24 protein-coding genes are annotated in these 25,586 nt (G+C 70.9%); 5 read left to right on the top strand and 19 right to left on the bottom strand.

Annotated elements, in window-relative coordinates; translation table 11 throughout:
• Entirely contained in the window at positions 1 to 1,206 is a 1,206-nt protein-coding gene (locus ABN611_RS28390; protein WP_350275299.1) for a cysteine desulfurase-like protein, read from the bottom strand.
• 115 nt (positions 1,207 to 1,321) lie between these two features.
• Between ABN611_RS28390 and ABN611_RS28385 the strand changes: the two genes are divergently transcribed.
• Positions 1,322 to 2,290, top strand: coding sequence for a DMT family transporter (locus tag ABN611_RS28385; RefSeq protein ID WP_350275298.1), 969 nt, complete (start codon positions 1,322 to 1,324; stop codon positions 2,288 to 2,290).
• A gap of 193 nt (positions 2,291 to 2,483) precedes the next feature.
• On the opposite strand, the gene ABN611_RS28380 is transcribed toward ABN611_RS28385, so the two are convergent.
• The 4 genes from ABN611_RS28380 to def all read right to left on the bottom strand — a co-directional run bounded on the left by ABN611_RS28380 (position 2,484) and on the right by def (position 6,446).
• Positions 2,484 to 3,479 carry a DMT family transporter gene (locus tag ABN611_RS28380; protein WP_350275297.1) on the bottom strand — a complete coding sequence of 332 codons (996 nt, stop codon included), beginning with the start codon at positions 3,477 to 3,479 and terminating at the stop codon, positions 2,484 to 2,486.
• Positions 3,480 to 3,541: 62 nt separating this feature from the next.
• Complete coding sequence (locus ABN611_RS28375; protein ID WP_350275296.1) at positions 3,542 to 4,972, bottom strand: transcription antitermination factor NusB; 1,431 nt, start codon at positions 4,970 to 4,972, stop codon at positions 3,542 to 3,544.
• Positions 4,969 to 5,901, bottom strand: coding sequence for a methionyl-tRNA formyltransferase (gene fmt, locus ABN611_RS28370; protein WP_350275295.1), 933 nt, complete (start codon positions 5,899 to 5,901; stop codon positions 4,969 to 4,971). The genes ABN611_RS28375 and fmt overlap by 4 nt, the downstream gene beginning before the upstream one ends.
• Entirely contained in the window at positions 5,898 to 6,446 is a 549-nt protein-coding gene (gene def / locus ABN611_RS28365) for a peptide deformylase (RefSeq protein WP_350275294.1), read from the bottom strand. Before def ends, fmt begins: the two co-directional genes overlap by 4 nt.
• Before the next feature lie 569 nt (positions 6,447 to 7,015).
• On the opposite strand from def, the gene ABN611_RS28360 reads away from it, so the two are divergent.
• Together ABN611_RS28360 and ABN611_RS28355 are read left to right on the top strand one after the other, a co-directional pair.
• Positions 7,016 to 8,236: a C39 family peptidase gene (locus ABN611_RS28360; RefSeq protein WP_350275293.1), complete on the top strand. Its 1,221-nt coding sequence runs from the start codon at positions 7,016 to 7,018 to the stop codon at positions 8,234 to 8,236.
• Positions 8,236 to 9,357, top strand: coding sequence for a hypothetical protein (locus ABN611_RS28355; protein WP_350281698.1), 1,122 nt, complete (start codon positions 8,236 to 8,238; stop codon positions 9,355 to 9,357). Before ABN611_RS28360 ends, ABN611_RS28355 begins: the two co-directional genes overlap by 1 nt.
• Positions 9,358 to 9,410: 53 nt before the next feature.
• On the opposite strand, the gene ABN611_RS28350 is transcribed toward ABN611_RS28355, so the two are convergent.
• Together ABN611_RS28350 and ABN611_RS28345 are read right to left on the bottom strand one after the other, a co-directional pair.
• The gene (locus tag ABN611_RS28350) at positions 9,411 to 10,028 is read right to left on the bottom strand and encodes an HAD family phosphatase (protein ID WP_350275292.1); all 618 of its coding nucleotides are present in this window, start codon (positions 10,026 to 10,028) and stop codon (positions 9,411 to 9,413) included.
• A 117-nt stretch (positions 10,029 to 10,145) separates the two neighbouring features.
• On the bottom strand, positions 10,146 to 11,357 hold the full coding sequence (locus ABN611_RS28345) for an MFS transporter (RefSeq protein WP_350275291.1): 1,212 nt from the start codon (positions 11,355 to 11,357) through the stop codon (positions 10,146 to 10,148).
• A gap of 65 nt (positions 11,358 to 11,422) precedes the next feature.
• Between ABN611_RS28345 and ABN611_RS28340 the strand changes: the two genes are divergently transcribed.
• Together ABN611_RS28340 and ABN611_RS28335 are read left to right on the top strand one after the other, a co-directional pair.
• The gene (locus tag ABN611_RS28340; RefSeq protein ID WP_350275290.1) at positions 11,423 to 12,412 is read left to right on the top strand and encodes a winged helix-turn-helix domain-containing protein; all 990 of its coding nucleotides are present in this window, start codon (positions 11,423 to 11,425) and stop codon (positions 12,410 to 12,412) included.
• A gap of 191 nt (positions 12,413 to 12,603) precedes the next feature.
• Positions 12,604 to 13,680, top strand: a complete 1,077-nt coding sequence (locus ABN611_RS28335) for a phosphotransferase (RefSeq protein WP_350275289.1) — start codon at positions 12,604 to 12,606, stop codon at positions 13,678 to 13,680.
• Here ABN611_RS28335 and ABN611_RS28330 read toward each other — a convergent pair whose 3' ends face one another.
• The 12 genes from ABN611_RS28330 to ABN611_RS28275 form a co-directional block, all read right to left on the bottom strand.
• A complete protein-coding gene (locus ABN611_RS28330) occupies positions 13,681 to 15,708 on the bottom strand; it encodes a primosomal protein N' (RefSeq protein ID WP_350275288.1) in 2,028 nt (675 codons plus the stop codon).
• 65 nt (positions 15,709 to 15,773) lie between these two features.
• The gene (gene metK, locus ABN611_RS28325; protein WP_350275287.1) at positions 15,774 to 16,967 is read right to left on the bottom strand and encodes a methionine adenosyltransferase; all 1,194 of its coding nucleotides are present in this window, start codon (positions 16,965 to 16,967) and stop codon (positions 15,774 to 15,776) included.
• Between the two features lie 187 nt (positions 16,968 to 17,154).
• Positions 17,155 to 18,267: a winged helix DNA-binding domain-containing protein gene (locus tag ABN611_RS28320; RefSeq protein WP_350275286.1), complete on the bottom strand. Its 1,113-nt coding sequence runs from the start codon at positions 18,265 to 18,267 to the stop codon at positions 17,155 to 17,157.
• 47 nt (positions 18,268 to 18,314) lie between these two features.
• Entirely contained in the window at positions 18,315 to 20,120 is a 1,806-nt protein-coding gene (locus ABN611_RS28315; RefSeq protein ID WP_350275285.1) for a prealbumin-like fold domain-containing protein, read from the bottom strand.
• Between the two features lie 395 nt (positions 20,121 to 20,515).
• Positions 20,516 to 21,010 carry a GNAT family N-acetyltransferase gene (locus ABN611_RS28310; RefSeq protein ID WP_350275284.1) on the bottom strand — a complete coding sequence of 165 codons (495 nt, stop codon included), beginning with the start codon at positions 21,008 to 21,010 and terminating at the stop codon, positions 20,516 to 20,518.
• Complete coding sequence (gene coaBC / locus ABN611_RS28305) at positions 21,007 to 22,302, bottom strand: bifunctional phosphopantothenoylcysteine decarboxylase/phosphopantothenate--cysteine ligase CoaBC (protein ID WP_350275283.1); 1,296 nt, start codon at positions 22,300 to 22,302, stop codon at positions 21,007 to 21,009. The genes ABN611_RS28310 and coaBC overlap by 4 nt, the downstream gene beginning before the upstream one ends.
• 35 nt (positions 22,303 to 22,337) lie before the next feature.
• On the bottom strand, positions 22,338 to 22,643 hold the full coding sequence (gene rpoZ, locus ABN611_RS28300) for a DNA-directed RNA polymerase subunit omega (RefSeq protein ID WP_209695034.1): 306 nt from the start codon (positions 22,641 to 22,643) through the stop codon (positions 22,338 to 22,340).
• Positions 22,644 to 22,645: 2 nt separating this feature from the next.
• Positions 22,646 to 23,266, bottom strand: a complete 621-nt coding sequence (gene gmk, locus ABN611_RS28295) for a guanylate kinase (RefSeq protein ID WP_350275282.1) — start codon at positions 23,264 to 23,266, stop codon at positions 22,646 to 22,648.
• Between the two features lie 44 nt (positions 23,267 to 23,310).
• On the bottom strand, positions 23,311 to 23,625 hold the full coding sequence (gene mihF, locus ABN611_RS28290; protein WP_141851332.1) for an integration host factor, actinobacterial type: 315 nt from the start codon (positions 23,623 to 23,625) through the stop codon (positions 23,311 to 23,313).
• A gap of 72 nt (positions 23,626 to 23,697) precedes the next feature.
• Positions 23,698 to 24,072 carry a hypothetical protein gene (locus ABN611_RS28285; protein WP_350275281.1) on the bottom strand — a complete coding sequence of 125 codons (375 nt, stop codon included), beginning with the start codon at positions 24,070 to 24,072 and terminating at the stop codon, positions 23,698 to 23,700.
• Between the two features lie 122 nt (positions 24,073 to 24,194).
• Complete coding sequence (locus ABN611_RS28280; RefSeq protein ID WP_350275280.1) at positions 24,195 to 24,572, bottom strand: hypothetical protein; 378 nt, start codon at positions 24,570 to 24,572, stop codon at positions 24,195 to 24,197.
• A 9-nt stretch (positions 24,573 to 24,581) separates the two neighbouring features.
• A complete protein-coding gene (locus ABN611_RS28275; protein WP_350275279.1) occupies positions 24,582 to 25,583 on the bottom strand; it encodes an EamA family transporter in 1,002 nt (333 codons plus the stop codon).
• Between the last annotated feature and the right edge of the window lie 3 nt (positions 25,584 to 25,586).

Here is a 25,586-nt window from a genome sequence, read left to right as displayed (position 1 = left end):
TTAGTTAGTGCCTGAGGAGCCGGTCAAGGCGGCAAGTGCGGCCACCAGGCGGTCGACGTCCGACTGGTCGTTGTACGGCGCGAGCCCGGCGCGGACCGCACCCGCCGGGCCGAGACCGAGGTGCCGGGCCGGCTCGTAAGCGTAGAACGAGCCCGCCGGAGCGTTCACGCCGGCCTTGGCGAGCTGCTCCGCGACGGCGGCCGGGGTGTGCCCGTCGAGCGTGAACAGCAGCGTCGGCGTGCGGCTCGCGGCACGCCCGTAGAGCGTGAGGCCGGGGATCGCCCGCAGGCGGCGCTCCAGGTCGTCGTGGAGGCCGTCCTCGTGCTCCTCGACCAGTTGGAACGAGCTGACGAGCCGCTCGCGGCGGGTGCTGCCGGAGCCGCCAAGGCCGGCGATGAAGTCCACTGCGGCCGTCGTCCCCGCGAGAAGCTCGTACGGCAACGTGCCGAACTCGAACCGCTCCGGTACGACGTCCGTCGACGGCAGCAGCTTGTCGGGCCGCAGCGTCTCGAGCAGCTCGGGCGCCGCGGTCAGGGCGCCGAGGTGCGGGCCGAAGAACTTGTACGGCGAGCACGCGAAGAAGTCGGCGTACCGCGCGTCGATCGCGGCGTGCGCGGTGAGGTGGACACCGTCGACGTAGATCAGGCCGCCGGCCTCGTGGACCTGGGCGGCGATCTTCTGCGTGTCGGGGCGGGTGCCGAGCAGGTTGGAGGCGGCAGTGACCGCGACCAGGCGGGTGCGGTCGGTGAGCAGCGGCGCGATGTCGTCCAGCTCGGAGGTCTCGGGGTCGAACCCGAGCCACCTGACGGTCGCCCCGGCAGCCTCGGCGGCCTGCACCCAGGGGCGGACGTTCGCGTCGTGGTCGAGCCGGGTGACGATCACCTCGTCGCCCGCGGACCACGTCTTGGCGAGCGTGCGCGAGAAGTCGTACGTCAGCTGCGTCATGCTGCGGCCGAACACGATCCCCTGCGCGGTGGTGCCGAGCAGGTCGGCCATCGCCTCGCGGGCGCCGACCACGATCTCGTCCGCGCGGCGCTCCGCGGCGGTCAGCCGGCCGCGGTTCGCGAGCGCCGACGTCATGGTCCGCGCCACCGCGTCGGCGACCGCCTGCGGCGTCTGTGAACCACCCGGGCCGTCGAAGTGCGCCGCACCCTCGTCGAGCGCGGGGAATTGCTTCCGAACGGCGACCACCTGGAAGGAACTCATGAGCGTCATCCTCCCTCACCCCTGACAGCAGCCGCCACCGCGGGTCCGCGGACGCCGTGCCCGAATACGGATAAAAATGCGCGAACTGCCGGCGATGTAGTGCAGGATGTCAGGAGTGAGCACGGCGACGACTCCTGACAGCACTCCCAGCGCCCCGGTCCGGGCCTGGCTCCCCACGATGCTGGTCCTGGCCGCGATCTGGGGCTGCAGCTTCCTGTTCATCTCGGTCGGCGTGCGCGAGCTGCCGCCGCTCTACCTGGCGCTCGGGCGGGTGCTCGCGGGTTCCGCCGTACTGGTCGCGATCCTGCTGGTGAAGCGCGAGCCGCTGCCCCGGGACCCGCGGCTGTGGGCGCACTCGTTCGTGGTCGGGGCGATCGGGTCGGCGATCCCGTGGACCCTGTTCGGGTACGGCGAGGAGCGGATCCCGTCACTGCTCGCCGGGATCTGGAACGGCATCACCCCGTTGATCGTGCTGCCGATCGCGGTGCTGATCTTCCGCACCGAGACGTTCTCCGCGCAGCGCGGCTTCGGCCTGCTGATCGGGTTCCTCGGCATGCTCGTGGTGCTCGGCGCCTGGCGCGTGCAGGGCGGCGCGGACCTGCTCGGGCAGGCGCTGTGCATGCTGGCCGCGTTCTTCTACGGGCTCGCGATCCCTTACCAGAAACGGTTCCTGGCCGGTACGGCGTTGTCCGGGACGGCGCTGTCCGCGAGCTTGTTGCTCTGCGCAACGGTGCAGCTGGCGATCGTGGCGCCGCTGGTGACCCTCCAGGCGCCGCCCGCGCCGTGGTCGCTGTCGGTGGAGGTCGTGCTGAGCGTGCTTGCGCTCGGCGCGCTGGGCAGTGGGCTCGCGTTCGTGCTCAGCATGCGCAACATCCGGCTGATCGGCGCCAGCCGCTCGTCGATGGTCACGTACCTGATGCCGGTCTTCTCGATCCTGGTCGGCGTGATCGTCCTGCACGAACACATCACCTGGTACCAACCGGTCGGCGGCCTCGTCGTCCTCCTCGGCGTCGCCGTCTCCCAAGGCCTCCTCAACCCCCTCCGCCGCAAACCCCCGGTCCCCGCCGAAGCACCCGCCACCTGACCACGGGACCGCCCTTGCCCACCCAGCTGGAGGGTTGCCCCCTCATATTTTCAGTGGGCAACCCTCCAGCTCAGTGGGCGCCCACTCGAGTGGAGGGTTCGCCGGACCGGGGACGCGGCGCGGGACGGGTCAGGACGCTGCGCGGGGCGGTCAGGACGCTGCGCGGGGGCGGTCAGGGGGTGCCGCGGGGCGGTCAGGGGGTGCCGCGGAGGTTCGGTACGGCGGCGATGAGGACGGCGGCCAGGGCCAGCAGGGTACCGGCGACGACCGGGGTGGTGACTGGCTTGTCGGCGACGGGCAGGAAGACGTCGATGAACAGGCTGGCGATCAGCTGGCCGGCGATGGTGCCGAGGCCGAGGACGAAGACGCCGACGACCCGGACCACGGCGGCCGCCGCGCTGATGAAGATCACGCCGCAGGCGCCGCCGAGGTACAGCCAGGGCTCGTTCGGGAGCGCGTTCGGCACGCCGCGGACGGCGAGGTCGACGAGGAAGACGAGCAGGAGCGCGACGAAGCCGACCAGGAAGTTCACCACGCCGGCCGCGACCGCGCCGTACGCGTCCGAGGAGGCGGTCCGGGCGACGCGGCCGTTGATCGCCTGCTGGACCGCCGTACCGACTCCGGCGAGCGCGGGCAGGACCGCGAGCACGAGCCCGTCGGGGTGACTCAGCTGTTCGGACACCGCCAGGCCGACCGCGACCAACGCGACCAGCGCGCCGACGATGCGTACCGCGGTGAGCGGCTGCGGCCCGGCCGGACCGAAACCGAGACGGTCCATGGCGAGGCTACTGATCGCCTGCCCGGCCACACCCGCGACCAGGAACACCGCCACGCCGATCACCGACACCGTGATCGACTGCGTGGCCACCAGGAACGCGCCCGCGACCCCGCCGATGCACTGCCACCAGCGCAGGCCGCCGTACCCCCGCATCGGCGTCCGGATCGCGCGCCAGACGTTGCCGAGACCGCGCCGTACCCGCGGCACGAGCGCCGTCGCGACCAGCAGGATCAGCAGGCCGGAGCCGAACGAGATCAGCGCCGCCGGGATCCCGTCGCCGAGGAGGCCGCCGAGCTCGCCGTTCAGCCGTGACTGGACCGCGACCAGCATCCCGATCCCGAAGGCGGAGACGAGGCCGACGAGGTGGTGCTGCCGGGTCGAGCTCTCCGGGCGGGTGGCGGTTGTTGTCACATCACTATCATGACCGTTCGGCCGGTAGCGCCTGACAGCGGGTCCGCATCATGAGCGGCGGATCATGAGCGCCGGATCAGCGCCAGGTACATCGCGTCGGTGCCGTGCAGGTGCGGCCAGAGCTGGACGTCCGGCCCGTTCCCCAGCTCCGGTACGCCGGGGAACAGCGGCCGCGCGTCCTCGAGGGTCGCGTCGTCGCGCCGGGCGAGGACGGCGTCGACCACCGCGCGGGTCTCGTCCGGGTGCGGCGAGCAGGTCACGTACGCGACCACGCCGCCCGGGCGCGCCGAGGTGATTGCCGAGTCCAGCAGCGCTTCCTGCAGCGGACGCAGCTCCTCGACGTCCTCCGGCGTACGGCGCCAGCGCGCTTCCGGACGGCGCCGCAGCGCGCCGAGGCCGCTGCACGGCACGTCGGCCAGCACCCGGTCGAACGAGCCCGCCGGCCAGGTCGGCTTCGTCCCGTCGCCGACGAGCACCTTGTGGTCGCCGGCGATGGCACGCAGGTTCTGCCGGACGAGGTCCGCGCGGTGCTTGAGGGGCTCGACGGCCGTCAGCTGACCGTCCACCAGCGACGCGAGCAGCGCGGACTTGCCGCCGGGGCCCGCGCACAGGTCGAGCCAGTTAGCGTCGTCGCCGTCGACTTTCGCCGACGCCAGCGCGATCGCGACCAGCTGCGAACCCTCGTCCTGGACGCCGGCACGCCCGGTGGCGACGGCCGCGATCCGGCCCGGATCGCCGCCACCTTCGAGCACCGCGCCGTACGGCGACCACGGTGCGGGCGTCGCACCGGCCGCGACCAGCTCGTCGACATCGGACAGGCCCGGCCGCGCCACCAGGGTCACCCGCGGCGGTTCGTTGTCCGCGGCAAGCAACGCCTCCAGCCCATCTGCCGCCGCGCCGCTGTCCGCCGCGCCGCTGTCCGCCGCGCCGGACGGCTCCGGCCGGCCGCCTGCCAGCGCGCGGTCGAACGCTTCGATCACCCAGCGCGGGTGTGCTTCGGCGATCGCGAGACGACCGAGGCGGTCCTCGCCGATCGCCGGAGCGACCGCGTCGATCCACTGGTCGAGGGAGCGCTGGCTGATCTTGCGGAGTACGGCGTTGACCAGGCCGGTGCGTTTCTGGCCGAGCTCGGAGCGGGTCAGCGTGACCATCTCCGACACCGCGGCGTACGAGTCGACGCGCATGTTCAGGAGCTGGTGCGATCCGAGGCGGAGCAGGTCCAGCAGCTCGGGATCCAGATCGTCGAGTGCGCGCGACACGCTCCGCGCCAGGAAGGCGTCGTACGTGCCCTGCCAGCGCAGCGTCCCGTGCACGAGCTCGGTACAGAACGCGGCGTCGCGTCCGCCGAGCCGCGCTTCGCGGAGTGCTTTGTTGAGGGCGAGGTTGGCGTAGCCGCCCTCGGCCGTCACCTGGCGGATCACCTGGTACGCGACCCGCCGTACCCGGTCCGGCCGCCGCTGCGGCGCCCGGTTCCGGGGCGTTCTGTCGGTCACGCGCTCGGCCCCAGTAAGTCCTCGTCAGTGAGGCGGACGCCGCGGGCCCAGTCGGCGGCTGCCATCGGCTTCTTGCCCTGCGGCTGGACGGTGACGAGCTCGACCGCCTTGCTGCCGGTGCCGACCGTGACGCTCGACTTGGTCGCGCGCAGCTCGCCGGGCTTCAACTCGTCGTCGGTCAGCCGTACGGCGAGCACCTTGAGCCGCTCGCCGCGGAACGTCGTCCAGGCGCCGGGCGCCGGGTTGCACCCGCGCACCAGCCGGTCGACGCGCTGTGCCGGCGCGGTCAGGTCCAGCTCGGCGTCCTCGACGTTGATCTTCGGCGCCAGCGTCACCCCGTCGGTGGGCTGCTCGCGCGCCTCGAGTACGCCGGCCTCGATCCCGTCGAGCGTGTCCACGAGCAGCTTCGCGCCCGAGACCGCCAGCCGGTGCAGGAGGTCGCCGGACGTGTCCTCGGGGCCGATCGGTTCGGTGAGTACGCCGTACACCGGGCCGGCGTCCAGCGCCTTGACGATCCGGAACGTGCTCGCGCCGGTCACGTCGTCGCCGGAGATGATCGAGTGCTGCACCGGGGGGGCGCCGCGCCACGCGGGCAGCACCGAGAAGTGCAGGTTGATCCAGCCGTGCCGCGGGATGTCGAGCGCCGCCTGCGGCAGCAGCCCGCCGTACGCGACGACCGGGCAGCAGTCCGGCGCGATCTCCCGCAACCGGGCCAGGAACTCCGGGTCGCTCGGCTTGACCGGCTTGAGGATCTCGACCCCACCGATCTCCTCGGCGTACTGCGCCACGGGCGAGGCGACGAGCTTGCGCCCGCGCCCGGCCGGCGCGTCCGGCCGGGTGACGACCCCCACGAGCTCGTGGCGGCTGGCAACGATCGCCTCCAGCGCGGTGACCGCAGGCTCCGGCGTACCGGCGAAGACGACCCTCACAATCCGAATCCGTTCGTCGGGTGGGGCGAGACCTTGATCTGGGGTGGGCCGCCGAGGCCGGACCAGTCGGCTTCGCGGATCGCCTTCATCGCCTGCTTGCGGGTCTCGCGGTCGAGCCGGTCGACGAACAGGATGCCGTCCAGGTGGTCGGTCTCGTGCTGGATGCAGCGGGCGAGCAGGTCGGAGCCCTCGATCACGACCGGGTCGCCGTACATGTTGAAGCCCTTCGCGATCACCGACTGGGCGCGGCGGCAGTCGAAGGTCAGCCCCGGGATCGACAGGCAGCCCTCGGGGCCGAACTGCTCGTCGGCGGACAAGGTCAGCTCGGGGTTGATCAGGTGCCCGAGCTCGCCCTCGACGTGGTACGTGAACACCCGCAGGCCGACGCCGATCTGCGGCGCGGCCAGGCCGGAGCCCGGCGCGTCCTGCATGGTGTCGGTGAGGTCGGCGACCAGGCGGCGCAGCTCGGCGTCGAAGTCGACGACCGGCTCGGCCTTGGTGATCAGCACAGGGTCGCCGAACAGACGGATGGGTTGAACCGACACAGACGCTCCACACAGGTTCCACGGACCGGGACCGAGTCAGTCTAGTTGGCCCGCACGGTGGATTCCCGGCGGGAGGGGGCTGTGGTTTGTTGCCACAAGCACATACTGTGGTCCCAGGCGTACCCTCAGTCACTACCGTCACACGCCGCTCGGGAGACCCAATGCTCACAGCAGCACGGGGGGCAACTCTGGTCCTCCTGGGTGCACTGCTAGCCCAGGCACCCGCCCCCGCCCACGCCTACCAACCCCGCAACCCCGAACACCGCCACCCCACCCCCGCCGCGCCCACCTACGTACCAACCCCGGGCGCTACCGCCCCCACCTCGGCCCCGTCCTCGGGCGCCCCCTCGGCCCCTACCTCGGACGCCACCTCGGGCGCCACCTCGGGCACTGCCGCGCCCACTTCCGGGCCGACCTCGGTGCCGGCTGGGGATCCTAGCTCGGTGCCGAGCGGTGGGCCGAGTTCGTATCCGACGACGACGCCGTCCTCCAGCCCGGGGGCGTCGCCTACGCCAACCACCACCAGCAGCCCGGGTGGGGCTCCGGTTGCGCGGTCGTGGAGTGAGGTGGTGAAGCAGGTTACGGACACGTCGCCGGGTGACATGCAGTTGCGGTCGGCGGACGAATCCGCGCAGGCTGCGTCGATGCTGCGGTGCTTCAAGCTGGACTCGGAGAACTACTGCCTCGGCCTCGGCTTCGTCGCCCAACTGCCGACCGGCGCCGACCGGCACGCACTGATGACCCAACCTAGCCTGCGCGCCGCCGACACAGGCGCCGTCGACGCCGAGCAAGACATCCCGACGGGTGACCTGACCCCCGCCGCGTTCGTAGCTCAGCGTGCCGCGATGCCGAAGAGCCAGCGCGTCACCGCGGAACTCGACGAGATGCAAGCCGCCTGGAACGGCCGCACCAAGGCCCGCGAACTCCGCCAACTCGCCGAAGCCAACACCCCACCACCCAACCCCCAGACCCCTGAACCCACCCCGACCACCCCGAGCACCCCGAGCACCCCGAGCAGCCAGAGCAGCCAGAGTCCGACCGGCGCCGCCGGCCCGACCACCCCATCCGCCCCGACCACAGCCACCCCAGCCACGTCGTCCGCTCCGACTGACACGCCTGCCCCGACCGGCACGACCACCCCGAGTGGCACGTCCACCCCGACCGGGGTGCCGACGCGGACCGTGCCCACGGTGGGTACCTCGACGCCTGTGCCCTCGCAGACTCCGGTGGCTCCGGTTGCGCCGCCCGCGTCGGCGTACATCATGAAGGGGTACCAGACCTCGCAGGAGAAGGGGTACTGGTGCGGTCCGGCGACGTTCCAGTCCGTCGACTGGGCGGACGACAACCAGAAGGACACCCAGGCGTCCTGGGCGAAGGACCTCGGCACCACGACCTCCGGTACGGCGATCTCCGCGATGGTGAAGCAGACGAACCTGAAGACCGCCTGGCCGAAGTCCGCCGGCACCTACATCGTGCAGAACGTCTCGAACTGGAACACCAAGACCTTCTTCACCGTCCACCAGAAGCACCTCGGCGTCTACAAGGCCCCGGTGATCGAGCACACCCAACTGCTCAAGCGGTACTTCCCGTACCTCGCCTTCAACCACAGCGGCCACTACCAGGTCGGCCGCGGGTACGACACCGCGAAGGGCACCATCGCGATCTTCGAGGTCTTCAACGAACGCCGGTTCAACAGCCGCGGCAACGTCACCGACGGCCCGAAGAACATCCCGGCCAGCGCCCTGTTCAACGCCACCCTGGCCAACTCGTTCCAGAACATCGGCCTGTGATGCGTCGCCGTACCGTTGCCCTAGGCACCCTTGTCCTGCTGCTGGCCGGCTGCTCGTCGACAACCCCGGACAGCACGCCCGCGCCCACGCAGACCCCGAGTCCGTCGGCCTCCACCCCGGGCCGGCCGACGGACACCGGTACGGCGTTGCCGGTGTGGGGGAAGGTGTTGCGGCAGCCGGTGAACGGGCAGCACCTCGTCACTCGGCAGCGCAAGTACGTCGTCACGCGCGGGAGCGACGAGGCCGGTACGACGACCATCACGGACCGCGGCACTCAGAAGGTCGTCGTACGGCATGTCCCGGCGTCCGGGTTCGTGGCCCAGTCCCCCGTCGTGATCGATGACCGGTGGGCGCTGGTCGAGGACATCCGCTCGGAGGGGCCGGATCCGCAGATCAGGATCGTCCGCTACGACCTGACGACCGGGAAGGCGAGTACGCCGAGCGGGTTGCCGCCGGTGTCCGAGCCGGAGATCGGCGCGTACGACGGGACGTTCGCGTACAGCTCCACCGACGCGAAGAACCGGTCCTGCCTGATCGTCGCCGACCTCGCAACGCTGAAGTCCCGCAGCGTGACGTGCGTCGCGGCACCCGGGTACGTCGCGGACCCGGTCGTCTCGGCGGACAGCGTCACCTTCAGCGAGATCGTCGCGCCGGAGACCGCCCGCCGCTGCAAGCGTGTCCTCACAGCCGCACTCTCCGGCGGACCGGCGAGACCGGTGCCCGCAGCAACGAACTGCATCCAATGGAGCGGCGCGACGATCAAGGGCGCGACCGTGTGGTCAGAGGTCGGCGCGGCCGATCCGGACCAGTACCAAAGCAAGGCGTACGTCCGCGAGTCCGGCGACTCCCCCGCGCGCCCACTCGGCAGCATCGTCACCGACACCATCATTGCCTGCAGCAACTGGATCCTCTGGGAGACCAGGACAATCGCCCCCGCCGGCGAGGAAACCTACCAAATCCACCGCTGGCGCCCCGGTCTCCCCACCCCCCAACAACTGTACGCCGCCCAACCCGGCGTCGCCCTCTCACCGATGACCTGCCAAAACAACACGATCTACGTCGAGGCGGCATACCTAACCACCACCCCGACCTACACCGAAACCATCGCCGCCACCCTCTGACGCAACCGCCGCCGACGGCACACGGCGGAGGCGGGGGCGCGTGCGCGGAGTTGTCAGATGGGGAGGCCGCGGGCGCGGAGGTGCTTGCGGAGGTCCACGGCACCGGCGAAGAGCTCCGCGTCGAGGCCGACCGCGCGAGCCCCGTCGACGTTGTAGGCCATGTCGTCGGTGTAGAAGGTCCGCGCCGGATCCAGGTTGAAGCGCTCGAGCAGGATGCGGTAGATCTTCTCGTCCGGCTTCACGGTCTGCTCGACGCCGGACACCACCTCACCGTCGAACCGCGTCAGGACCGGGAACGTCTCCTTGGCGATCTGCCACTTCTCGCCGGAGAAGTTTGTCAGGGCGTACGTCGGCACCCCGGCGTCCTGCAGGTCGGTCAGGACCGCGGCGGTGTCTTCGAAGACGCCGCGGACCATCTTCAGCCAGCCGGTGTCGTACGCCTCGATCCACTCGGCGTGTTCGGGGTGCAGGGCGGTCAGTTCGGCGACTGCCTCGGCCCACGGCCGGCCCTCGTCCTGCTTGTGGTTCCAGGCGGGGGTCGCCACGTTGGTGAGGAAGTGCGTCCGCGCCTCCTCGTCCGGGATCAGTTCGGTGTAGAGGTACGTCGGACTCCAGTCCAGCAACACCCCACCGATGTCGAACACCACCGCGTCGATCGTCCGCTCACTCATACCCGCAACCCTACGAGACCCCGCCTACGGGCCCGCGCCTCCGGTTGCCGCAGTACGGCCGGGTCGGGGAGGATTTTGCGCCCGATCCGGGAAGGAATCCTCCCCAGGTCGACTGCGTCATGCGGTCGCCGCGTTCGCCTCGGCGCGGGCGTGCAGGGCGGGAGCCAGCGCGTACTGGCCGATGAAGATCGCGACGCCCAGGACGGCGCAGCCGAGCCAGGTCACGGTCGGGCCGAACTGCTCGAGCGCGTTGGCACCGGCGAGCGGGCCGATGACCGTGCCGACGCCGAACGCCATCCCCGACAGGCCCATGTAGCGGCCACGCAGGTCGACCGGGGCGAGGTCGGCGAACACCGCGCCGATGACCGCGGCGAACCCGATCTCGCCGAGCGTCCAGACCACGACCGACAGGCCGTACCCCCACCAGTCGTGCACGACCGCGCCGAGGCCGAAACCGAGCCCGACGACCAGCATCGAACTCGCGAGCAGCTTCGGGCGGTCGAGCTTCGCCATCCAGCGGCCGAGGAACGGCTGCGCGAGCACGATCACCACGCCGTTGAGCGCGATCACCAAGCCGTACGTGCGCGATGACAGGCCGTCCTCCGACATCGCCAGCGGCAGGGTCGAGTAGCCCTGCATGTAGATCGTCGCGTAGCCGATCTGGATCAGGATCATCAGCAGGAACACTGTGTCCCGGACGACCACCGGCAGCAGCGACCGGCCGACCGCGTCGGGCTCCGGGGCCGGGCGGCTCTCCGGCACCATCGCCCAGATGACCAGGCCGGCGATCACCGAAGTGCCCGCGTTCACCCAGAACAGCAGGCTGTACCCGAGCGAGGCCAGGACTCCGGCGCTGACCGTCGAGACGGAGAAGCCGAGGTTGATCGCCCAGAACAGCAGGCCGTACGCCCGGACGCGCTCCGTCGGCCGCAGCAGATCCGCGACGGTGGCCTGTACGGCGGGCCGGAACAGGTCGCCGAGCAGACCGACGAGGAACGCGCTGACCCAGATCAACGCCATGGCGCGGGCCGACCCGAGCAGGATCAGCGCGCCGCCGGTGCCGAAGAAGCAGATCAGCATCGTCAGCCGGCGCCCCACCCGGTCGGCCAGGAAGCCGCCGACGAACTGCGCCACCACGCTCCCGGCACCGACGGCGGCCGCGACCGCGCCGGCCATCCCTACGGTGAGCTGCCGGTCCTGGGTCAAGTAGAGGACCAGGAAGGGCTGGACGAAGCTGCCGAGCCGGTTGACCAGCTGGCACACCCACAGGGCCCAGAACGCCCGCGGCAGGGCTGCGGAGCGGGGCGTGTCGACGGCGGTTGCGCTCATGGGGTCAACTGTCCGGGACCTGCGGGGGTGTTGTCGACGATTAGGCTCAGGGCTAATCTTGGCGGGTGATCACGATCAGGCTCACCGCCGGGGACATCGGCCGGATCCGGTTCGCGCTGTCGCCGGTCTGGGAGATCGTGACGAGCGTCCGGGCGTTGAGCAACAACACCGCGCGCAGCGTGCACGGGCCTTGGCTGCAGAAGGTCCGGCCGGCGATCGAGGGCGACGACCTGACGTTGCTCAGGGCCCTCATCCCGCCGGTCGGGTACATCCCGGACTTCCTGACCCCGGCGCCGCCGCGCCGGTCGACGAGCCTGGAGTCGGGGCTCGCGGCGATCGCCGGGACGCCGTACGACCTGGTGGCCGACGAGCTCGGGAAACTGCACACCGACACCCCGCACCCGATGCTGCCCGGCCTGATCGCGCGGCCGGCGCGGGCGCTGGAGCTGATCACCTCCGCGATGGAGTCGTACTGGCGGCGGGCGATCGAGCCGGACTGGCGGCGGATGCGGGCGCTGTTGCAGGAGGACCTCGCGTTCCGGCTGGACGAGCTGGCGAGCGGCGGGATCGAGCGCCTGTTCCGCAACCTGCACCCGTCGATCAGCTACCGCGGCGACCGGATCGAGATCGACCGCCCGTTCTGCTGCGACGGCGAGCCGATGGCCGGGCAGGGCCTGCTGCTGGTCCCGTGCGTGTTCACCTGGCCGGCCGGCCTCGCGGTCACCGGCGCACCGCACGTGCCCACCATCACCTATCCCCCACGCGGCCTCGGCCGCCTCTGGGAGGACCGGCAGGACACCACCGACTCACCGCTCGCCGACCTGGTGGGCCGCACCCGAGCCGCCATCGTCAGCCACCTCGACCTCCCGATGTCGACGACCCATCTGGCGCATCAGCTGGGCGTCTCCGCCCCCACCCTCAGCGTCCACCTCGGCATCCTCCGCAACGCCGGCGTCGTCGACTCCCGCCGCGACGGCCGCACCGTCCTCTACCACCGCACCGCGCTGGGGCACCAACTGCTCGCCGCGTCCACCAGCCTGGCGACCTCCGCCTGATCCTTGACAAGCGCCGCCGCGGTCGGGGAGATTGGCTGACGGCGCCGACCGGTCGCCGAGCCTTGGGACATCCGCCCCAGTCGGGGTTCCAGCGGGCGAAGGGGAATCAGCCCTCTCGGTCGTCGATGCCAGCAGGCCATCTCCGAACACCGCGTCACTGGGGGACGAGGGTGTCGACGAGGAGGCTTGTCATGACGAAGGACGGAAATTTCAAGAAGGTCGTACGGCGGCACGCCGCGCAGACCGGCCAGCGGTACACCGAGGCGCTGACCGATCTCGAAGGCCTGAGCGACCGCATCTACCACGAGGCGGACGCCGATCGGCTGCTCGTCCACCTCCGGGACCACTACGGTGTCGACGCGGTGGCGGCGACCAAGCTCAGTGTGCACAAGACGTACGTCTTCCGCATCGACAGGAACGACGGCGCGCCGTGGATCGCGCGGGCGTTCCCGCCGGCCCGGCCGCGGGCCGACGTCGAGGGCGACGCCGCCGTACTGCGATTTCTCGAGCGGCACGACTATCCCGCGGAACGGCTCGCGGTCGACGACGCGGTGTCCGACTTCGACGGCAGCGCGGTCCTCGTCACCGAGTTCGTCGACAGCACCCCGCTGCCGGGCGGCATCGAGGACTTCGCGATCATGGCCGATCTGCTCGGACGGCTGCACGCGCTGCCGTACGACGAGTCGGTCGGCCGGCCTGGCGGGGCGAGTGGCGAGGACCCCCGCCGGATGGGAACGCCCCGGCAGGATCTGCTGGCCGGCCTGGCCTTTCTCGACGCGGTGGACACGAAGGTCGGCGCGGCCGATCGCGAACGGTTCGAGCAGCTCCTCGACCAGGTGCGCTCCGCCGACGACGGCGACGGCCTGCCCGAGGGCCTGCTGCACGGCAACCTGATGCACGCTCCCAGTCACGCGGTCATCGGCAAGAACGGACCGGTGGCCATCAACTGGAAGGCGTCGGGGCGCGGACCGCGGCTCGCCGACCTCGCCTTCCTGCTGTGGGGAACCGGCAACTGGGCTCCCTCGAGAAGCACCAACGAGGAACGCGTCAACACCGTCGTCACGGCGTACCGCAAGCACGTCGAGCTGACCGACGAGGAGCTCGACCGGCTCGAAGGCGTGATGTACATCAGGCCGCTCTACCTGGTGTGCTTCGGCTACCACCGCGACCTCACCAAGGGCGCGCCGTTCGACGAGTGGTGGTTCATCGACCCGCCCGAGTACTTCACCTCGACCGCGGCCGCGACCAGAGCGGCGTTCCGCAGGTAGTCAGCCGAAGCTGGGTGGGTCGACCTGGACCCTGACCGCGCCCGGGCTCTTCTTCGTGGCGCGGGTCGCCTGGGCTTCCTTCAAAGCGCGGACGAGGGTGGTCCCCTGGGCTCGGGGGGTGCGGACGACGGCTCGGACGGTTTCGTCGTCGAGGTCCACCGGGCCCAGGACCTCGAGGCCGGCGGCGGGCGGTATCACGTCGCGGAGGCGGGAGACGAGGTCGTTGACCGCCTCCGCGGGGCCGGTGAGTTCGGCGAGTTTGGCGGCCGGGGCCAGTCGCGCCGTACGGCGGTCCTCGATCTCGCGGGACGCGTAGCCCTCGGGTGACCAGCGGACGATCGCCTGTAGGGGCAGCGCGGACGGGTCGCCGACGAGGATCACGGTGCCGCCGTCGCGCGCCGGCCTCACCAGCGCGGCCGCGTTGAACCACCGGCGTACGGCCTCCTCCGGCGCCCGCAGGTCGGGCCGCGCGAGCATCAGCCAGGTGTCGAGGAGCAGCGCCGCGCTGTAGCCGCCCGCCGCGACCGGCTCGGCCCCAGGTGTGCTGACGATCAGCGCCGGCGCGTCCGGTACGTCGTCGAGCATGTTGTCCCCGCCGGACGTCCGTACGACGACGCCCGGGAACGCCCGCCCCAGCTCCTCCGCCGTACGACGCGCGCCGATCACCGCCGCCCGCATCCGAGTGTCGCCGCACTCCGGGCACCGGTGGTCGACCGCCGGCCGCCCGCACACACTGCAGCTCGCCGGCCCGGATCCGCCGGTACGGCGCAACGTCCCGCCGCAGGTGGCGCACCGCGACGGTGCCCGGCACGTCTGGCACACCAAGCTGGGCAGGTACCCGGCGCGCGGCACCTGGACCAGCACCGGGCCGGTCTTCAGCCCTTCGCGCGCGATCTCGAACGCCCGGTGCGGCAACCGCGCCGCCCGCGCCGCCGGGTCACGCGCCAGGTCGATGTCCGACTCCCCCGCGATGTGCACCGACGGTGCCGCCGCGCGGATCGTCGTACGGCTCGCGATCAGCTCGTGCGCGAACCCGGACTCCAGCAACGCGGCCGCCTCCGCGGACCGTGCGTACCCGCCGAGCAGGGCCGCGCACTCCTGCCGGAACGCCCGCAGCAGCAGGACTTCCCGGGCATGCGGGTACGGCGCGCGCGGCTCGGCGTACGACTCGTCGCCGTCGTCCCAGATCGCCACCAGCCCGAGCTCCGCGACCGGCGCGAACGCCGCCGCGCGGGTGCCGATCACGACGCGCGCACTCCCCCGGGCCGCGGCGAGGAACGCCCGATACCGAGCCGTCGGTCCGAGGTCGGCGGACAGGGTCACGAAGCCGGTCTCGCCGAGCACCGCCCGGCACGCGGCGGCCAAGCGCTCGAGATCACGCGCGTCCGGGGCGAGCAGCAGCGCGCCGCGGCCGGCGGCCACGCACACCGCCGCCGCCTGGGCGAACGCGAGCGTCCAGTCGGCTCCCGGCACCGCGGTCCACACCGCGCGCGGAGCCTCCCCGCGAGCCACCGCGTCGAGGAAGCCGGCCGGGTACGGCGACCACTCGGAGCGGGACGTCGACACCGGCGGCGGCACGGGCTGGTCGCACCGCAGCGGCTCACCCTCGACCTTCGCGTGCCGGGGCGGGACAGCCAGCCGGGTGACGTCCGCGAACACCCCCGCGTAGCGATCGGCGACCGCCCGGCAGAGATCGGCGACCTCCGGGGTCAGCACCCGCTCGGCCGACACGACCTTGCGGAGCCGGACCAGCTTGCCGTCGTGGTCGGACGCGGCGAGCCGCTCCAGCACGAACCCGTCGAGGTCCTTGCCGGCGAACCGCACCTTCACCCGCGCACCCGGCTGGGCCGCCGCGGTCATGTCCTCGGGCACCAGGTAGTCGAACGGCCGGTCCAGGTGCGGCAGCGAGACATCGACCGCGACCCGGGCCACCGGCAACGACTCGGTGATCGGGGCCGGCTCCTTCGTACGCGACCTGCGCACAGTGTCCCGCAGCAGCGTCAGTTGCTCGGGCGAGTCCGATGTCACCGGGAAATGCTAGTCCGCGCGGACGGCAGTGCGGGACCGCACTGCCGTCCGCCTGTGGACAACTGCTACTTGCCTACCGCGGCCTTGAGCGCCTCGACCCGGTCGGTGCGCTCCCAGGTGAAGTCGCCGCCGGTGCGGCCGAAGTGGCCGTTCCGCGCGGTCTGGGCGTAGATCGGCCGGAGCAGCTCCAGGTCGCGGATGATCGCGGCCGGCCGCAGGTCGAAGACCTCGCGGACCGCGGCGGCGATCTTGTCCACGGCCACCTTCTCGGTACCGAACGTGTCGACGTAGAAGCCGACCGGCGCGGCCTTGCCGATCGCGTACGCGACCTGGCACTCGACCCGGTCCGCGAGCCCGGCCGCGACGATGTTCTTCGCCACCCAGCGCATCGCGTACGCCGCCGACCGGTCCACCTTGGACGGGTCCTTCCCGGAGAACGCGCCACCGCCGTGCCGCGCCATCCCGCCGTAGGTGTCGATGATGATCTTCCGCCCGGTCAGCCCGGCGTCGCCCATCGGGCCGCCGATCTCGAACCGGCCGGTCGGGTTCACCAGCAGCTTGTAGTCGCCGGCCTCGATGTCGAACTGCTCGAGCACCGGGTCGACGACGTGCTTCTTGATGTCCGGCGTCAGCATCGTCTCCAGGTTGATGTCCGCCGCGTGCTGGCTGGACACCACCACGGTGTCGATCCGGACCGCCTTGTCGCCGTCGTACTCGACGGTGACCTGGGTCTTGCCGTCCGGGCGCAGGTAGGCGAGGGTGCCGTTCTTGCGCACCTCGGCGAGCCGCTCGGACAGCCGGTGCGCGATCGTGATCGGAAGCGGCATCAGCTCCGGCGTCTCGTTGGACGCGTAGCCGAACATCAGTCCCTGGTCGCCCGCCCCCTGCAGGTCCAGGACGTCGGTGGACGCGTCCGAGCGCGACTCGTACGCCGTGTCGACGCCCTGCGCGATGTCCGGCGACTGGCTCCCGATCGCGACCTGCACCCCACAGGACGCGCCGTCGAAGCCCTTCAGCGACGAGTCGTAGCCGATCTCGAGGATGCGCGAGCGCACGATCCCCGGGATGTCGACGTACGCCGTCGTGGTGACCTCGCCCGCGACGACGACCAGACCCGTGGTGATCAGGGTCTCCACCGCGACCCGGCTCTTCGGGTCCTCGGCCAGCAACGCGTCGAGGATGGAGTCGCTGATCTGGTCAGCGATCTTGTCCGGGTGACCCTCGGTCACGGACTCGGACGTGAAAAGGCGCCTCGCCACAGTTCTCCCTCGGTTCCTCTCGTGCCGCCCGGCTGCGCGTTGGCACGGCCGCGCGATCCCCCCATGCACCGGCGGTTGGCGATGCATCTGGGAAGTATGCCAGCAGTTTCCGCCCGCGTCCCGGCGACGCTCCGAATTCATCCGGAATACGAGATGTACGATCATATTGTGGACAGCGGCGCCGGTTTCAGGCGTGCGGGCCGACCGTCACGTCGCCGAGTGTGAGCGACGCCGTACCACCGAGGATGGCAGCCAACCGGTCCACCTCGGCGTCCAGCAGCCGCCGGCGGCGCCGGTTCAGCGGCCTCAGCGCCTCGACCGTGACGTGCACGGTGCGGCCGGACTTCTTCTGGTGCCACACGCCCGAGACAACGCCGTCGACGAGCAGCAGCGGGTAGTTACCGGCCTGGCCGCGGGCGGTCGCGCGGGCGAAGGCCTTGCCGGGGAAGAGCAGTTCGCGCGGAAAGCTGCCGACGCCGTACGCGTCGAAGTACGGCAGCAGCCGGACGCCTTCGGCCCGCTCGTCCGGGAACTCGTCGTCGCCGGGCGCGTACCAGACGGTCTGACCCGCGAGCGTCACCCGCGGCAGGTCGTCGAAGTACGGCTTGACCACGGTCGGCGTGGACTTGAGCCAGCGGGCGAAGTGCTGTGGCGTTGCGGGGCCGTAGGAGTAGAGGTAGCTGTGCAGGAGCTCGGTGAGCGCCTTCTCCGCCGGCATCGGGTCGAAGGGCCGCAGCCGATGCGGGTTCGAGTACGTCGTCAGGCGACCGCGGAGCGGTCCGTGGCAGAGGACGCCCGCGTTCGCCGCGACCGGGATCGCCTGCCGCCAGCGCGCCCACGCGCCCTGGAACGCGGGGATGGTCGGCTCCCGCGCCCATTCACCGGTACGCCGTACGACCTCCTCCGTCAGCTCGTCGACGGTGAGGTCGTCGTGCGCCAGCGCCTCGCCGATCGCGATCACCACCTGGTCGATCTCGTCCGCGCTCATCCGGATCGGCTCCGGCTGCTGACTCGACCCCTGCAACGCCGACAGCGCACCGGTCCACATCGGCAGGTCCTCGAGCGGCAGCAGGTGCACGGTCCCGCGCGGCCCGAACGTCTTCACGATCCCCTCGTCGCGCTGAACGGTCTCCCGGGTCGCACCATCCACCCGCAACGCCACGGACGTCTCCCCCGCCGCCGCGATCTGCGCATGCGCGCCGCACATCGCCCGCACGGCGTCGACCGGTCGCCCGGCGGATTCGGTCAGCTGATGCCGCCGCATCCGCCGGGCAACCACTGCTTCCCAGCTGATCTCCATGGGTCAGAAGCTATCGACCGAAGCGGACAGCTTCTGACCTCAACGGGTCAGGGATCGATGACGATCGTGCAGGTGATGGTTCGCGGCGACGGGTCGATCGGGATTCCGGTGTTGGTGATCGAGGAGTCCCAGCCGGACGGCGGCGTGGTGCTCGTCGTCGTACCCGCCGTGCAGGTGATCGAGTCGGCCGAGGTCTCACCGGAGCCGCCGTCGCGGACGTTGACCTGGATGTCCGCCAGTGGGGCGTTGGTGAAGACTGCCGTGTCGGCGGCCGCCGGCTCGTTGGCGGTGCAGTTGGTCCCGACGACAACGACGGCGGTCAGGTTCGTCTGCGTGGCACCGCCGTAGCCCGGCGGCGGTGTCGTCTCGTTCACCGTGTAGGAGCCGGGCAGCAGCCCCGGTACACAGATCTCACCGATCGTCGCGGAGGCGTCGGACTTCGTGCCGGCCGGCGATCCGGTGTTGTTGTCGCGCACGGTGAAGTTCGTCGATCCCGTGACCGAGAACGCGGCACCGGCGGTGGAGACGAGCGGGTTGCCGGTCTTCGTGCTCGTCTTGAGGATCCGCAGCGCACCCTGCTGCAACGTGTTGGTGTACGTGCAGTCCACGGTGTCGAGCGGTTTCAGGTCGAAGCTCACGGTGCGGCCGGAGGTGTTGATCGTCGTACCGTGGCTGACGTTCGAGGCGGAACAGTCGAGGCTCGTGAACGCGAACGTCGGGGCGGGATCGGTCTCGGTCACGCTGTAACTGCCGGTCAGGACGTTGCTGAACGACTGGTTCTGGCCGTTCTTCAGCCCGAAGCCGGCGCTCAGTCCACCGGTCGTCGTGTAGCCGAACGTCGTGTCCGTCGGGTCCGGGCTCGGCACGGTCACCTTGCGGATGATCACGTTGCCGCAGTTGGTGATGTTGATGTTCCCCGGGCCGACCAGGTCCTTCATCTGGGCGGTCGCGGAGTTGCCGGACGACCGGCTCACCGCGTACGTCTTGCCGAAGGCCTCGCAGACGTTCGGCGAGAACACGCCGGCGTCGGTCAGGTTGATCCCGGCCTCGCCGAACTCGTTGGTGCCGAGCGACTCGGACGCCGGTGACGACGGGCCGATGGTGTCGGACACCGCACCGGTCGTGTTCACCTTGGCCTCGGCGAACCCGAGCGCGGTCAGGTTGGTCGACGGACCCCAGCACGGCGGGCTGGCACTGCCGACCTCACAGGATCCGCTGGTCACCCAGCGCCGCAGGGTGATCGTCGGCGTGTCCGCCGCGCCACCCTCGAAGTCGTAGACGATCAGCATGTCGCCGGCCGTCCGCCGGACCAGCGTGGACGGCGCCGGACACGGGGTCGAGCCCTTGTTGAACTCGAAGCCGATGTGCGCCGACGGCGACGTCGTGTTCTGCGGAATGCGTACCCAGGCCAGGCCGAGGAACACATCGCCGCCGACGGTGTTGCTGGTCACGTAGACCCGTTTGAGGTCGTCCTTGTTCGGCGCCTTCGCCGGCGACAGCGTCGCGCAGTCGTTGTCCTGTTTGACGCCGCCCGCGAAGGCGGTGTCGGAGGTGGTCGCCTGGGCGTCCTCCAGGCCGGTGAAGGCCCAGCCGGCCACGGTCTTGCCGGACGTCCGGAACGGCGCGGTACCGGTCCACGTCGTCGGCGAGAAGTCGTTCCAGTCCATCAACGTGTTGTGGACCAGGTTCCCGTCGGCGAACTCGAAGCTCGCGTCGGTCGAGACAGTCGCCGACGCCGAGCCGGTGCTCGCCGCCAGGCCGAGCGCGGCGAGCACGAGGATCGTGAGACCGCTGGTCAAGCGACGACGTGTGCCGACACGTCGTGAGGTGCCCTTGGCACCCGAGCGATTCATGATGTACATCCCTTCGATTCACACCCGTTCCCCAGTTCGAGGCGGCCGGTCTCGACGGCCGTCATGAGCTGCACAGGGACTCACAGGGAGGGTGATCATCCACAGGCGCGATCCGCACCGGGAGCCGTCCGCGGCGGACCGCGGGCGGAAGAGTTGAGGGAGGGTACGACGGGATGCCCAGGCCGCGCGTCCTTGCCCGGCCGGCCGAATGAGCGCGCGCGAATCCAGTCGCGCTCGCAACGACGAGCGTGATCCCCCACTACAAGCCCCCACGACAGCGCATCCCACCAGGGAAACGCCCTACGCTCCGCTTCCGGGAACGCGCTCACGCTACTGCTGCCCGGATCAGCGGTAAAGACCTCGACAGACACCGCGTCGAGCGATCCACCGACCGGTCACCGCTGGTAGCGGAACACCTGCCGGGAGCCGCCTTCCGGGCCGTTCGGCGCCGGTTCGGCGGGTGTGAAACCCAGTCGCTCGTAGAAGACCCGGGCGCCACTGGCAACCGCGCCCGGATGGTCCTCGCCGAACGTCACGACCTCCACGACCTCGCCCGCCGCCAGGCCGCGACCATCGGTCAAACGTGCGACCACGTCCGTCATCAGCCTCCGACCGACGCCGCGGCCGCGGGCGCGCTCGGAGACCACCAGCCAGTGCACGGCGTACCGCGGCGACTCGCCGCCGAAGAGCACAGCTCCCAGCGGCTGCGTCCGCCCGGCGATTGCGTCGTACGCGATCAACGCCCGCTGGTCGGCGATGTGCTCGTCGAGCGCGCGGTGGAAACCGGGCTCCTCGACCATCGGGCCGAACCAGTGCTCGACCTCACCGGCGAGCGCGAGCATGCCTGGTACGTCGGCCGCCTGCGCCGGCTCGACGGTCAGGTCGGTCATGCCCAGTGGGTGGCGACGAGGTTCCAGATGACGCCGGCGAGGGCGTCCTTGCTGCCGGACGGGACCGGGAGCGCGTTGCCGTCGCGGTCCAGGACGACGGCCTCGTTGACGTCGCTGCCGAAGACCTTGCCGCCGGAGACGTCGTTGACGACGAGGAGGTCGCAGCCCTTGCGCTCGAGCTTGGCGCGGCCGAGCTCGAGCACGGTGTGCTCGGCGTCGCCGGTCTCGGCGGCGAACCCGACGATCACCTGACCGGAGCGGGCACGGTCGTGCGAGATCGTCTGCAGGATGTCCGGGTTCTGCACGAGGTTGACCGCGGGCACCGAGCCGTCGGCGGTCTTCTTGATCTTGTGCTCGGCGACATCGGCCGGGCGGAAGTCGGCGGGCGCCGCCGCCATCACGATCGCGTCGGCGTCGGCCGCGCGGCCGGTGATCTCGTCGTACAGGTCGCGGGTGCTGGTCACCGGGACGACCTGGACGCCGGCTGGGTCCGGGAGCTCGGAGTTGGCGGCGACGAGCGTCACCTTCGCGCCGCGGGCGGCCGCGATCCGGGCCAGCGCGTAGCCTTGCTTGCCGGACGAGGAGTTGCCCAGGTACCGCACGGGGTCGAGGTGTTCGCGGGTGCCGCCGGCGCTGATCAGCACGTGCTTGCCGGTCAGGTCGGCGACCGACTGGCCGGCCGCGCGGGCCGCCTCGTCGGCGAGCATCAGCTGGCTGATCGCGAAGATCTCCGACGGCTCCGGGAGCCGGCCGCGGCCGGTGTCGGTGCCGGTCAGGCGCCCGACGGCCGGGTCGAGGACCGTGATCCCCCGGGAGCGCAGGGTCGCGACGTTCGCCTGGGTGGCCGGGTGCTCCCACATCTCGGTGTGCATCGCGGCCGCGAACAGGATCGGGCAGCGCGCGGTGAGCAGCGTGTTCGTGAGCAGGTCGTCGGCGAGCCCGTGGGCGGCCTTGGCAATCAGGTTCGCGGTCGCGGGGGCCACGACGACGAGCTCGGCGGCCTTGCCGATCCGGACGTGCGGCACCTCCTGCACGTCGTCGAACGGGTCCGCGGTCACCGGCTGCCCGGACAGCGCCGCCCAGGTCGCCGCGCCGACGAACTCCAGCGCGGCCGCCGTCGGCACGACCCGCACGCTGTGCCCGGACTCGGTCAGCCGGCGCAGCAGGTCGCAGACCTTGTACGCCGCGATGCCGCCGCCGACACCGAGCACGACGTTCGGCTTGTGGCGGGGCACGACGTCGGCCCCCGGGACCTGCTCGGCTCCGGGGATCTGGTCACCGGTTGCGGACATCTGCGCGGACTCCGTTCCCGGTCGGTCGTCTGGGGTTACTCGGACTTCTCCGCGGCCGCGGCGGCTTCCGCCTCGGCCTCGGGGTCGATGTCGGTGCAGGTCAGCACGCCGTCGTTGATCTCGCGCATCGCGATCGACAGCGGCTTCTCCTGGACATGCGTCTCGACGAGCGGTCCGACGTACTCCAGCAGGCCCTCGCCGAGCTGCGAGTAGTAGGCGTTGATCTGCCGCGCCCGCTTGGCCGAGTACAGCACCAGCTTGTACTTGGAGTCGGTGTGGGTGAGCAGGTCGTCGATCGGCGGGGACGTGATGCCGATGGCGACGGGCTGGTTGCCAGACAAGTTCAGCTCTTTCCAGAGATGGAGGGTGATCGGATCAACTTTACCAACTGATCGGCGGCCTCCCGAACCGAGGCGTTGACGATCGTCACGTCGAACTCCTTCTCGGCGGCGAGCTCGACGGTCGCGGTCTCCAGGCGGCGCTCGCGCTCCTCGGGCGTCTCGGTCCCGCGGTACAGCAGCCGACGGACCAGCTCGTCCCAGCTCGGCGGCGCCAGGAAGACGAACTGCGCCTCCGGCATCGTCTCGCGGACCTGGCGGGCGCCCTGCAGGTCGATCTCCAGCAGCGCCGGGCGGCCGGCCGCGAGCTGGTCGAGCACCGGCTGCTTCGGCGTTCCGTAGCGGGCCGCCTTGTGGACCACGGCCCACTCGAGCAGCTCGCCGTCGGCGATCATCCGGTCGAACTCCGCGTCCGAGACGAACAGGTAGTGCACGCCGTGCACCTCGTTCGGCCGGGGCTTGCGGGTGGTCGCCGAGACCGAGATCCAGATGTCCGGGAACCGCTCGCGGATGTCCGCCGCGACCGTCCCCTTCCCCACCGCGGTCGGCCCTGCCAGCACGGTCAGCCGCGCCGGGTCGGGAGCCGCCGCCGGCTCGTTCGAACTGTGTCCTGCGTGCGTGGTCATCGTCACACCAGTGTCCAACGAGCCGATCGGGGTCTTGGTCTGGGTCACTCGGCGAATTCGCGCTCGAGGGCGGCGATCTGGTTGGAGCCCAGGCCGCGGACGCGGCGGGTCTCCGAGATGCCGGCCCGCTCCATGATCTGCTGGGCGCGGACCTTGCCGACCCCCGGGATGCACTGCAGCAGCTGGCTGACCCGCATCTTGCCGATCACGTCGTTGGTCTGCCCCTCGTGGAGCACCTCCGTCGGCGACGCTCCGGAGTGCCGGATCCGGTTCTTGATCTCGGCTCGTTCACGCCGCGCGGCCGCGGCCTTGTCCAGAGCCGCCGCTCGCTGCTCCGGGGTCAAAGTAGGAAGTGGCACCGTTTCACCTGTCCCGTTGTATGGCTTCGCAAGGGAACCTAACACGGCTCCAGCCCGGGACGGACCAGGTACTCAGTTGAGGGCGGGGAGATCTACCTTGCAGCTGTCTTTCGCCTGGGTGGTGATGTTCTTGTACGCCGTCATCACGCCGGGCGTCTGCTTGCTCAGCTCGGCCAGCTTCACCGCGTCCGAACCGGCCGCCTTGGCCTTCTCGGCGAACGTGACGACGACGCCCCAGTCGTCCTTGACGTCCTGCGGCGCGGACTCCTGGAGCTTCTTCGCGTCGTCCAGGATCTTCACGTAGTCGACCGGCTTCTGCGGGTCGACGTCGACCGCCTTGGCGGCGTAGGTGGCGAGATCGACGCAGTACGCCTGCTCGTCGGTGCAGGCGGTCAGCAGTCCGGTGCCGGCGGTCAGGGTCGCGATGACGGCGAGAGTACGCTTCACCGCGCCCACGCTACCGGCCGTCACCAAGCGATCCGAAACGACCGCGTTCCGCCGTACGGCGGCCCGGTGCGACGGAACGGGCAGAGCCGTCCACCGGGCCACGCACGTCGCGGGGGCCTGCGTCAGTTGCCGGCGCCCGGGAGGTCGATCTTGCAGGTGTCCTTGGCGTGCTTGGTGATCGCTTCCATGGAGGACTGGATCTTGGTGCCGTCGTTCTTCGCGAGCTCCACCAGCTTGTTGGTGTCGCCCTTGGCGTCCTGCGCCTTCTCGGCGTAGTCGATGACGTTCTTCCAGTCGTCCTTCAGGTCGTCCGGCGCGGACTTCGACACGGTCTTCGCCTTGTCGAGCATCTTGCCGACGGCGTCGGCGTTCTTGATGTCCAGGTCCTTCGACGAGTCGACGTAGCCCTTCAGGTCACCGCAGTAGTCGCCACCCGAGCAGGCCGTCAGGGCGCCAACACTCATCGTCACAACGGCCGCGAGGGCTGCCAGCTTCCGCATCGTGTTCCTTCACTGTGTCACGCGGGAAGACCGTGGCTCCCCGTCCGGCGATACCTTTCCGAACGCCGGGGTCACCACGGCGTCCGGCGCGCCGTGAAGAACGTCGCACCGGCCGACTGGAACCGGGCTGTGATCTGCCGCGTCGGCCTTCGAGTCCACTTCAGGTACGACGGTCCTGCTGCCGCCGAAGGTGATCGCGACCGCGTTCGCGGAAACGATCACGAGGATCGCCAGCCAGTCCACCAACGCGAGCCGCTGGTGCAGCACCACGAGCCCGACGAGCGCCGCGAGTACCGGGTTCACGCTCATGAACACCCCGAAGAACTGCGCCGGCACCCGCCGCAACGTCAACAGGTCGACGAGGAACGGTACGGCGGACGACAGCACGCCGGCCACCAGCGCGTACGCCGCGGCGGCGAGCGTGACGGGGTGGTGCAGCAGGACCACGATGCCGATCGGAACGTAGGCGAGCCCGGACAGGCCGGCCGCGGCGGCCGAACCGGTTGCGCCCGGCAACTCTTTCCCGACCACGCGGTTGAGCAGTATGTAGAACGCCCAGCACGTCGCCGCCAGCAGCCCGAGGCCGATCCCGAGGTAGTCCGTCGACGCCTGCGGCCGGGCGAGCAGTACGACGGCCGGCGCGGCGACCAGCGCGCACACCAGGTCGAGCACCCGCCGCGAGCCGAGCAGCGCGACAGCCAGCGGTCCGAGGAACTCCAGCGTGACGGCCAGCCCGAGACCGATCCGGTCGATGGCCGTGTACAGGGACAGGTTCATCACCGCGAAGACCGCCGCCAGCCCGATCACCGGGCGCCACTGCCGCGCCGTGATCGACCGCAGCCGCGGGCGGCCGACCGCGAGCAGCACGATCGCGGCGACCCACTGCCGGATCGCCACCACGCCCGCCGGCCCGATCACCGGGAACGCCAGCGCCGCCACCGACGCGCCGACCTGCGTCGACAGCCCGCTGCCGAGCATCATCACCACACCGACCAACCGATCTCGCCTCACGCT

This window comes from Kribbella sp. HUAS MG21, assembly GCF_040254265.1.
Lineage (GTDB): Bacteria > Actinomycetota > Actinomycetes > Propionibacteriales > Kribbellaceae > Kribbella.
This window is presented reverse-complemented; position numbering and strand designations above follow the sequence as displayed.

What these genes read in the sequence shown, in the direction of transcription:
- gmk (WP_350275282.1), bottom strand. Translation starts at nt 23,266, where the DNA reads ATGACCACGCACGCAGGACACAGTTCGAACGAGCCGGCGGCGGCTCCC.
- ABN611_RS28345 (WP_350275291.1), bottom strand. Translation starts at nt 11,357, where the DNA reads ATGAGCGCAACCGCCGTCGACACGCCCCGCTCCGCAGCCCTGCCGCGG.
- ABN611_RS28320 (WP_350275286.1), bottom strand. Translation starts at nt 18,267, where the DNA reads ATGGAGATCAGCTGGGAAGCAGTGGTTGCCCGGCGGATGCGGCGGCAT.
- ABN611_RS28315 (WP_350275285.1), bottom strand. Translation starts at nt 20,120, where the DNA reads ATGAATCGCTCGGGTGCCAAGGGCACCTCACGACGTGTCGGCACACGT.
- ABN611_RS28335 (WP_350275289.1), top strand. Translation starts at nt 12,604, where the DNA reads ATGACGAAGGACGGAAATTTCAAGAAGGTCGTACGGCGGCACGCCGCG.
- ABN611_RS28310 (WP_350275284.1), bottom strand. Translation starts at nt 21,010, where the DNA reads ATGACCGACCTGACCGTCGAGCCGGCGCAGGCGGCCGACGTACCAGGC.
- ABN611_RS28350 (WP_350275292.1), bottom strand. Translation starts at nt 10,028, where the DNA reads ATGAGTGAGCGGACGATCGACGCGGTGGTGTTCGACATCGGTGGGGTG.
- coaBC (WP_350275283.1), bottom strand. Translation starts at nt 22,302, where the DNA reads ATGTCCGCAACCGGTGACCAGATCCCCGGAGCCGAGCAGGTCCCGGGG.
- ABN611_RS28280 (WP_350275280.1), bottom strand. Translation starts at nt 24,572, where the DNA reads ATGCGGAAGCTGGCAGCCCTCGCGGCCGTTGTGACGATGAGTGTTGGC.
- ABN611_RS28390 (WP_350275299.1), bottom strand. Translation starts at nt 1,206, where the DNA reads ATGAGTTCCTTCCAGGTGGTCGCCGTTCGGAAGCAATTCCCCGCGCTC.
- ABN611_RS28355 (WP_350281698.1), top strand. Translation starts at nt 8,236, where the DNA reads ATGCGTCGCCGTACCGTTGCCCTAGGCACCCTTGTCCTGCTGCTGGCC.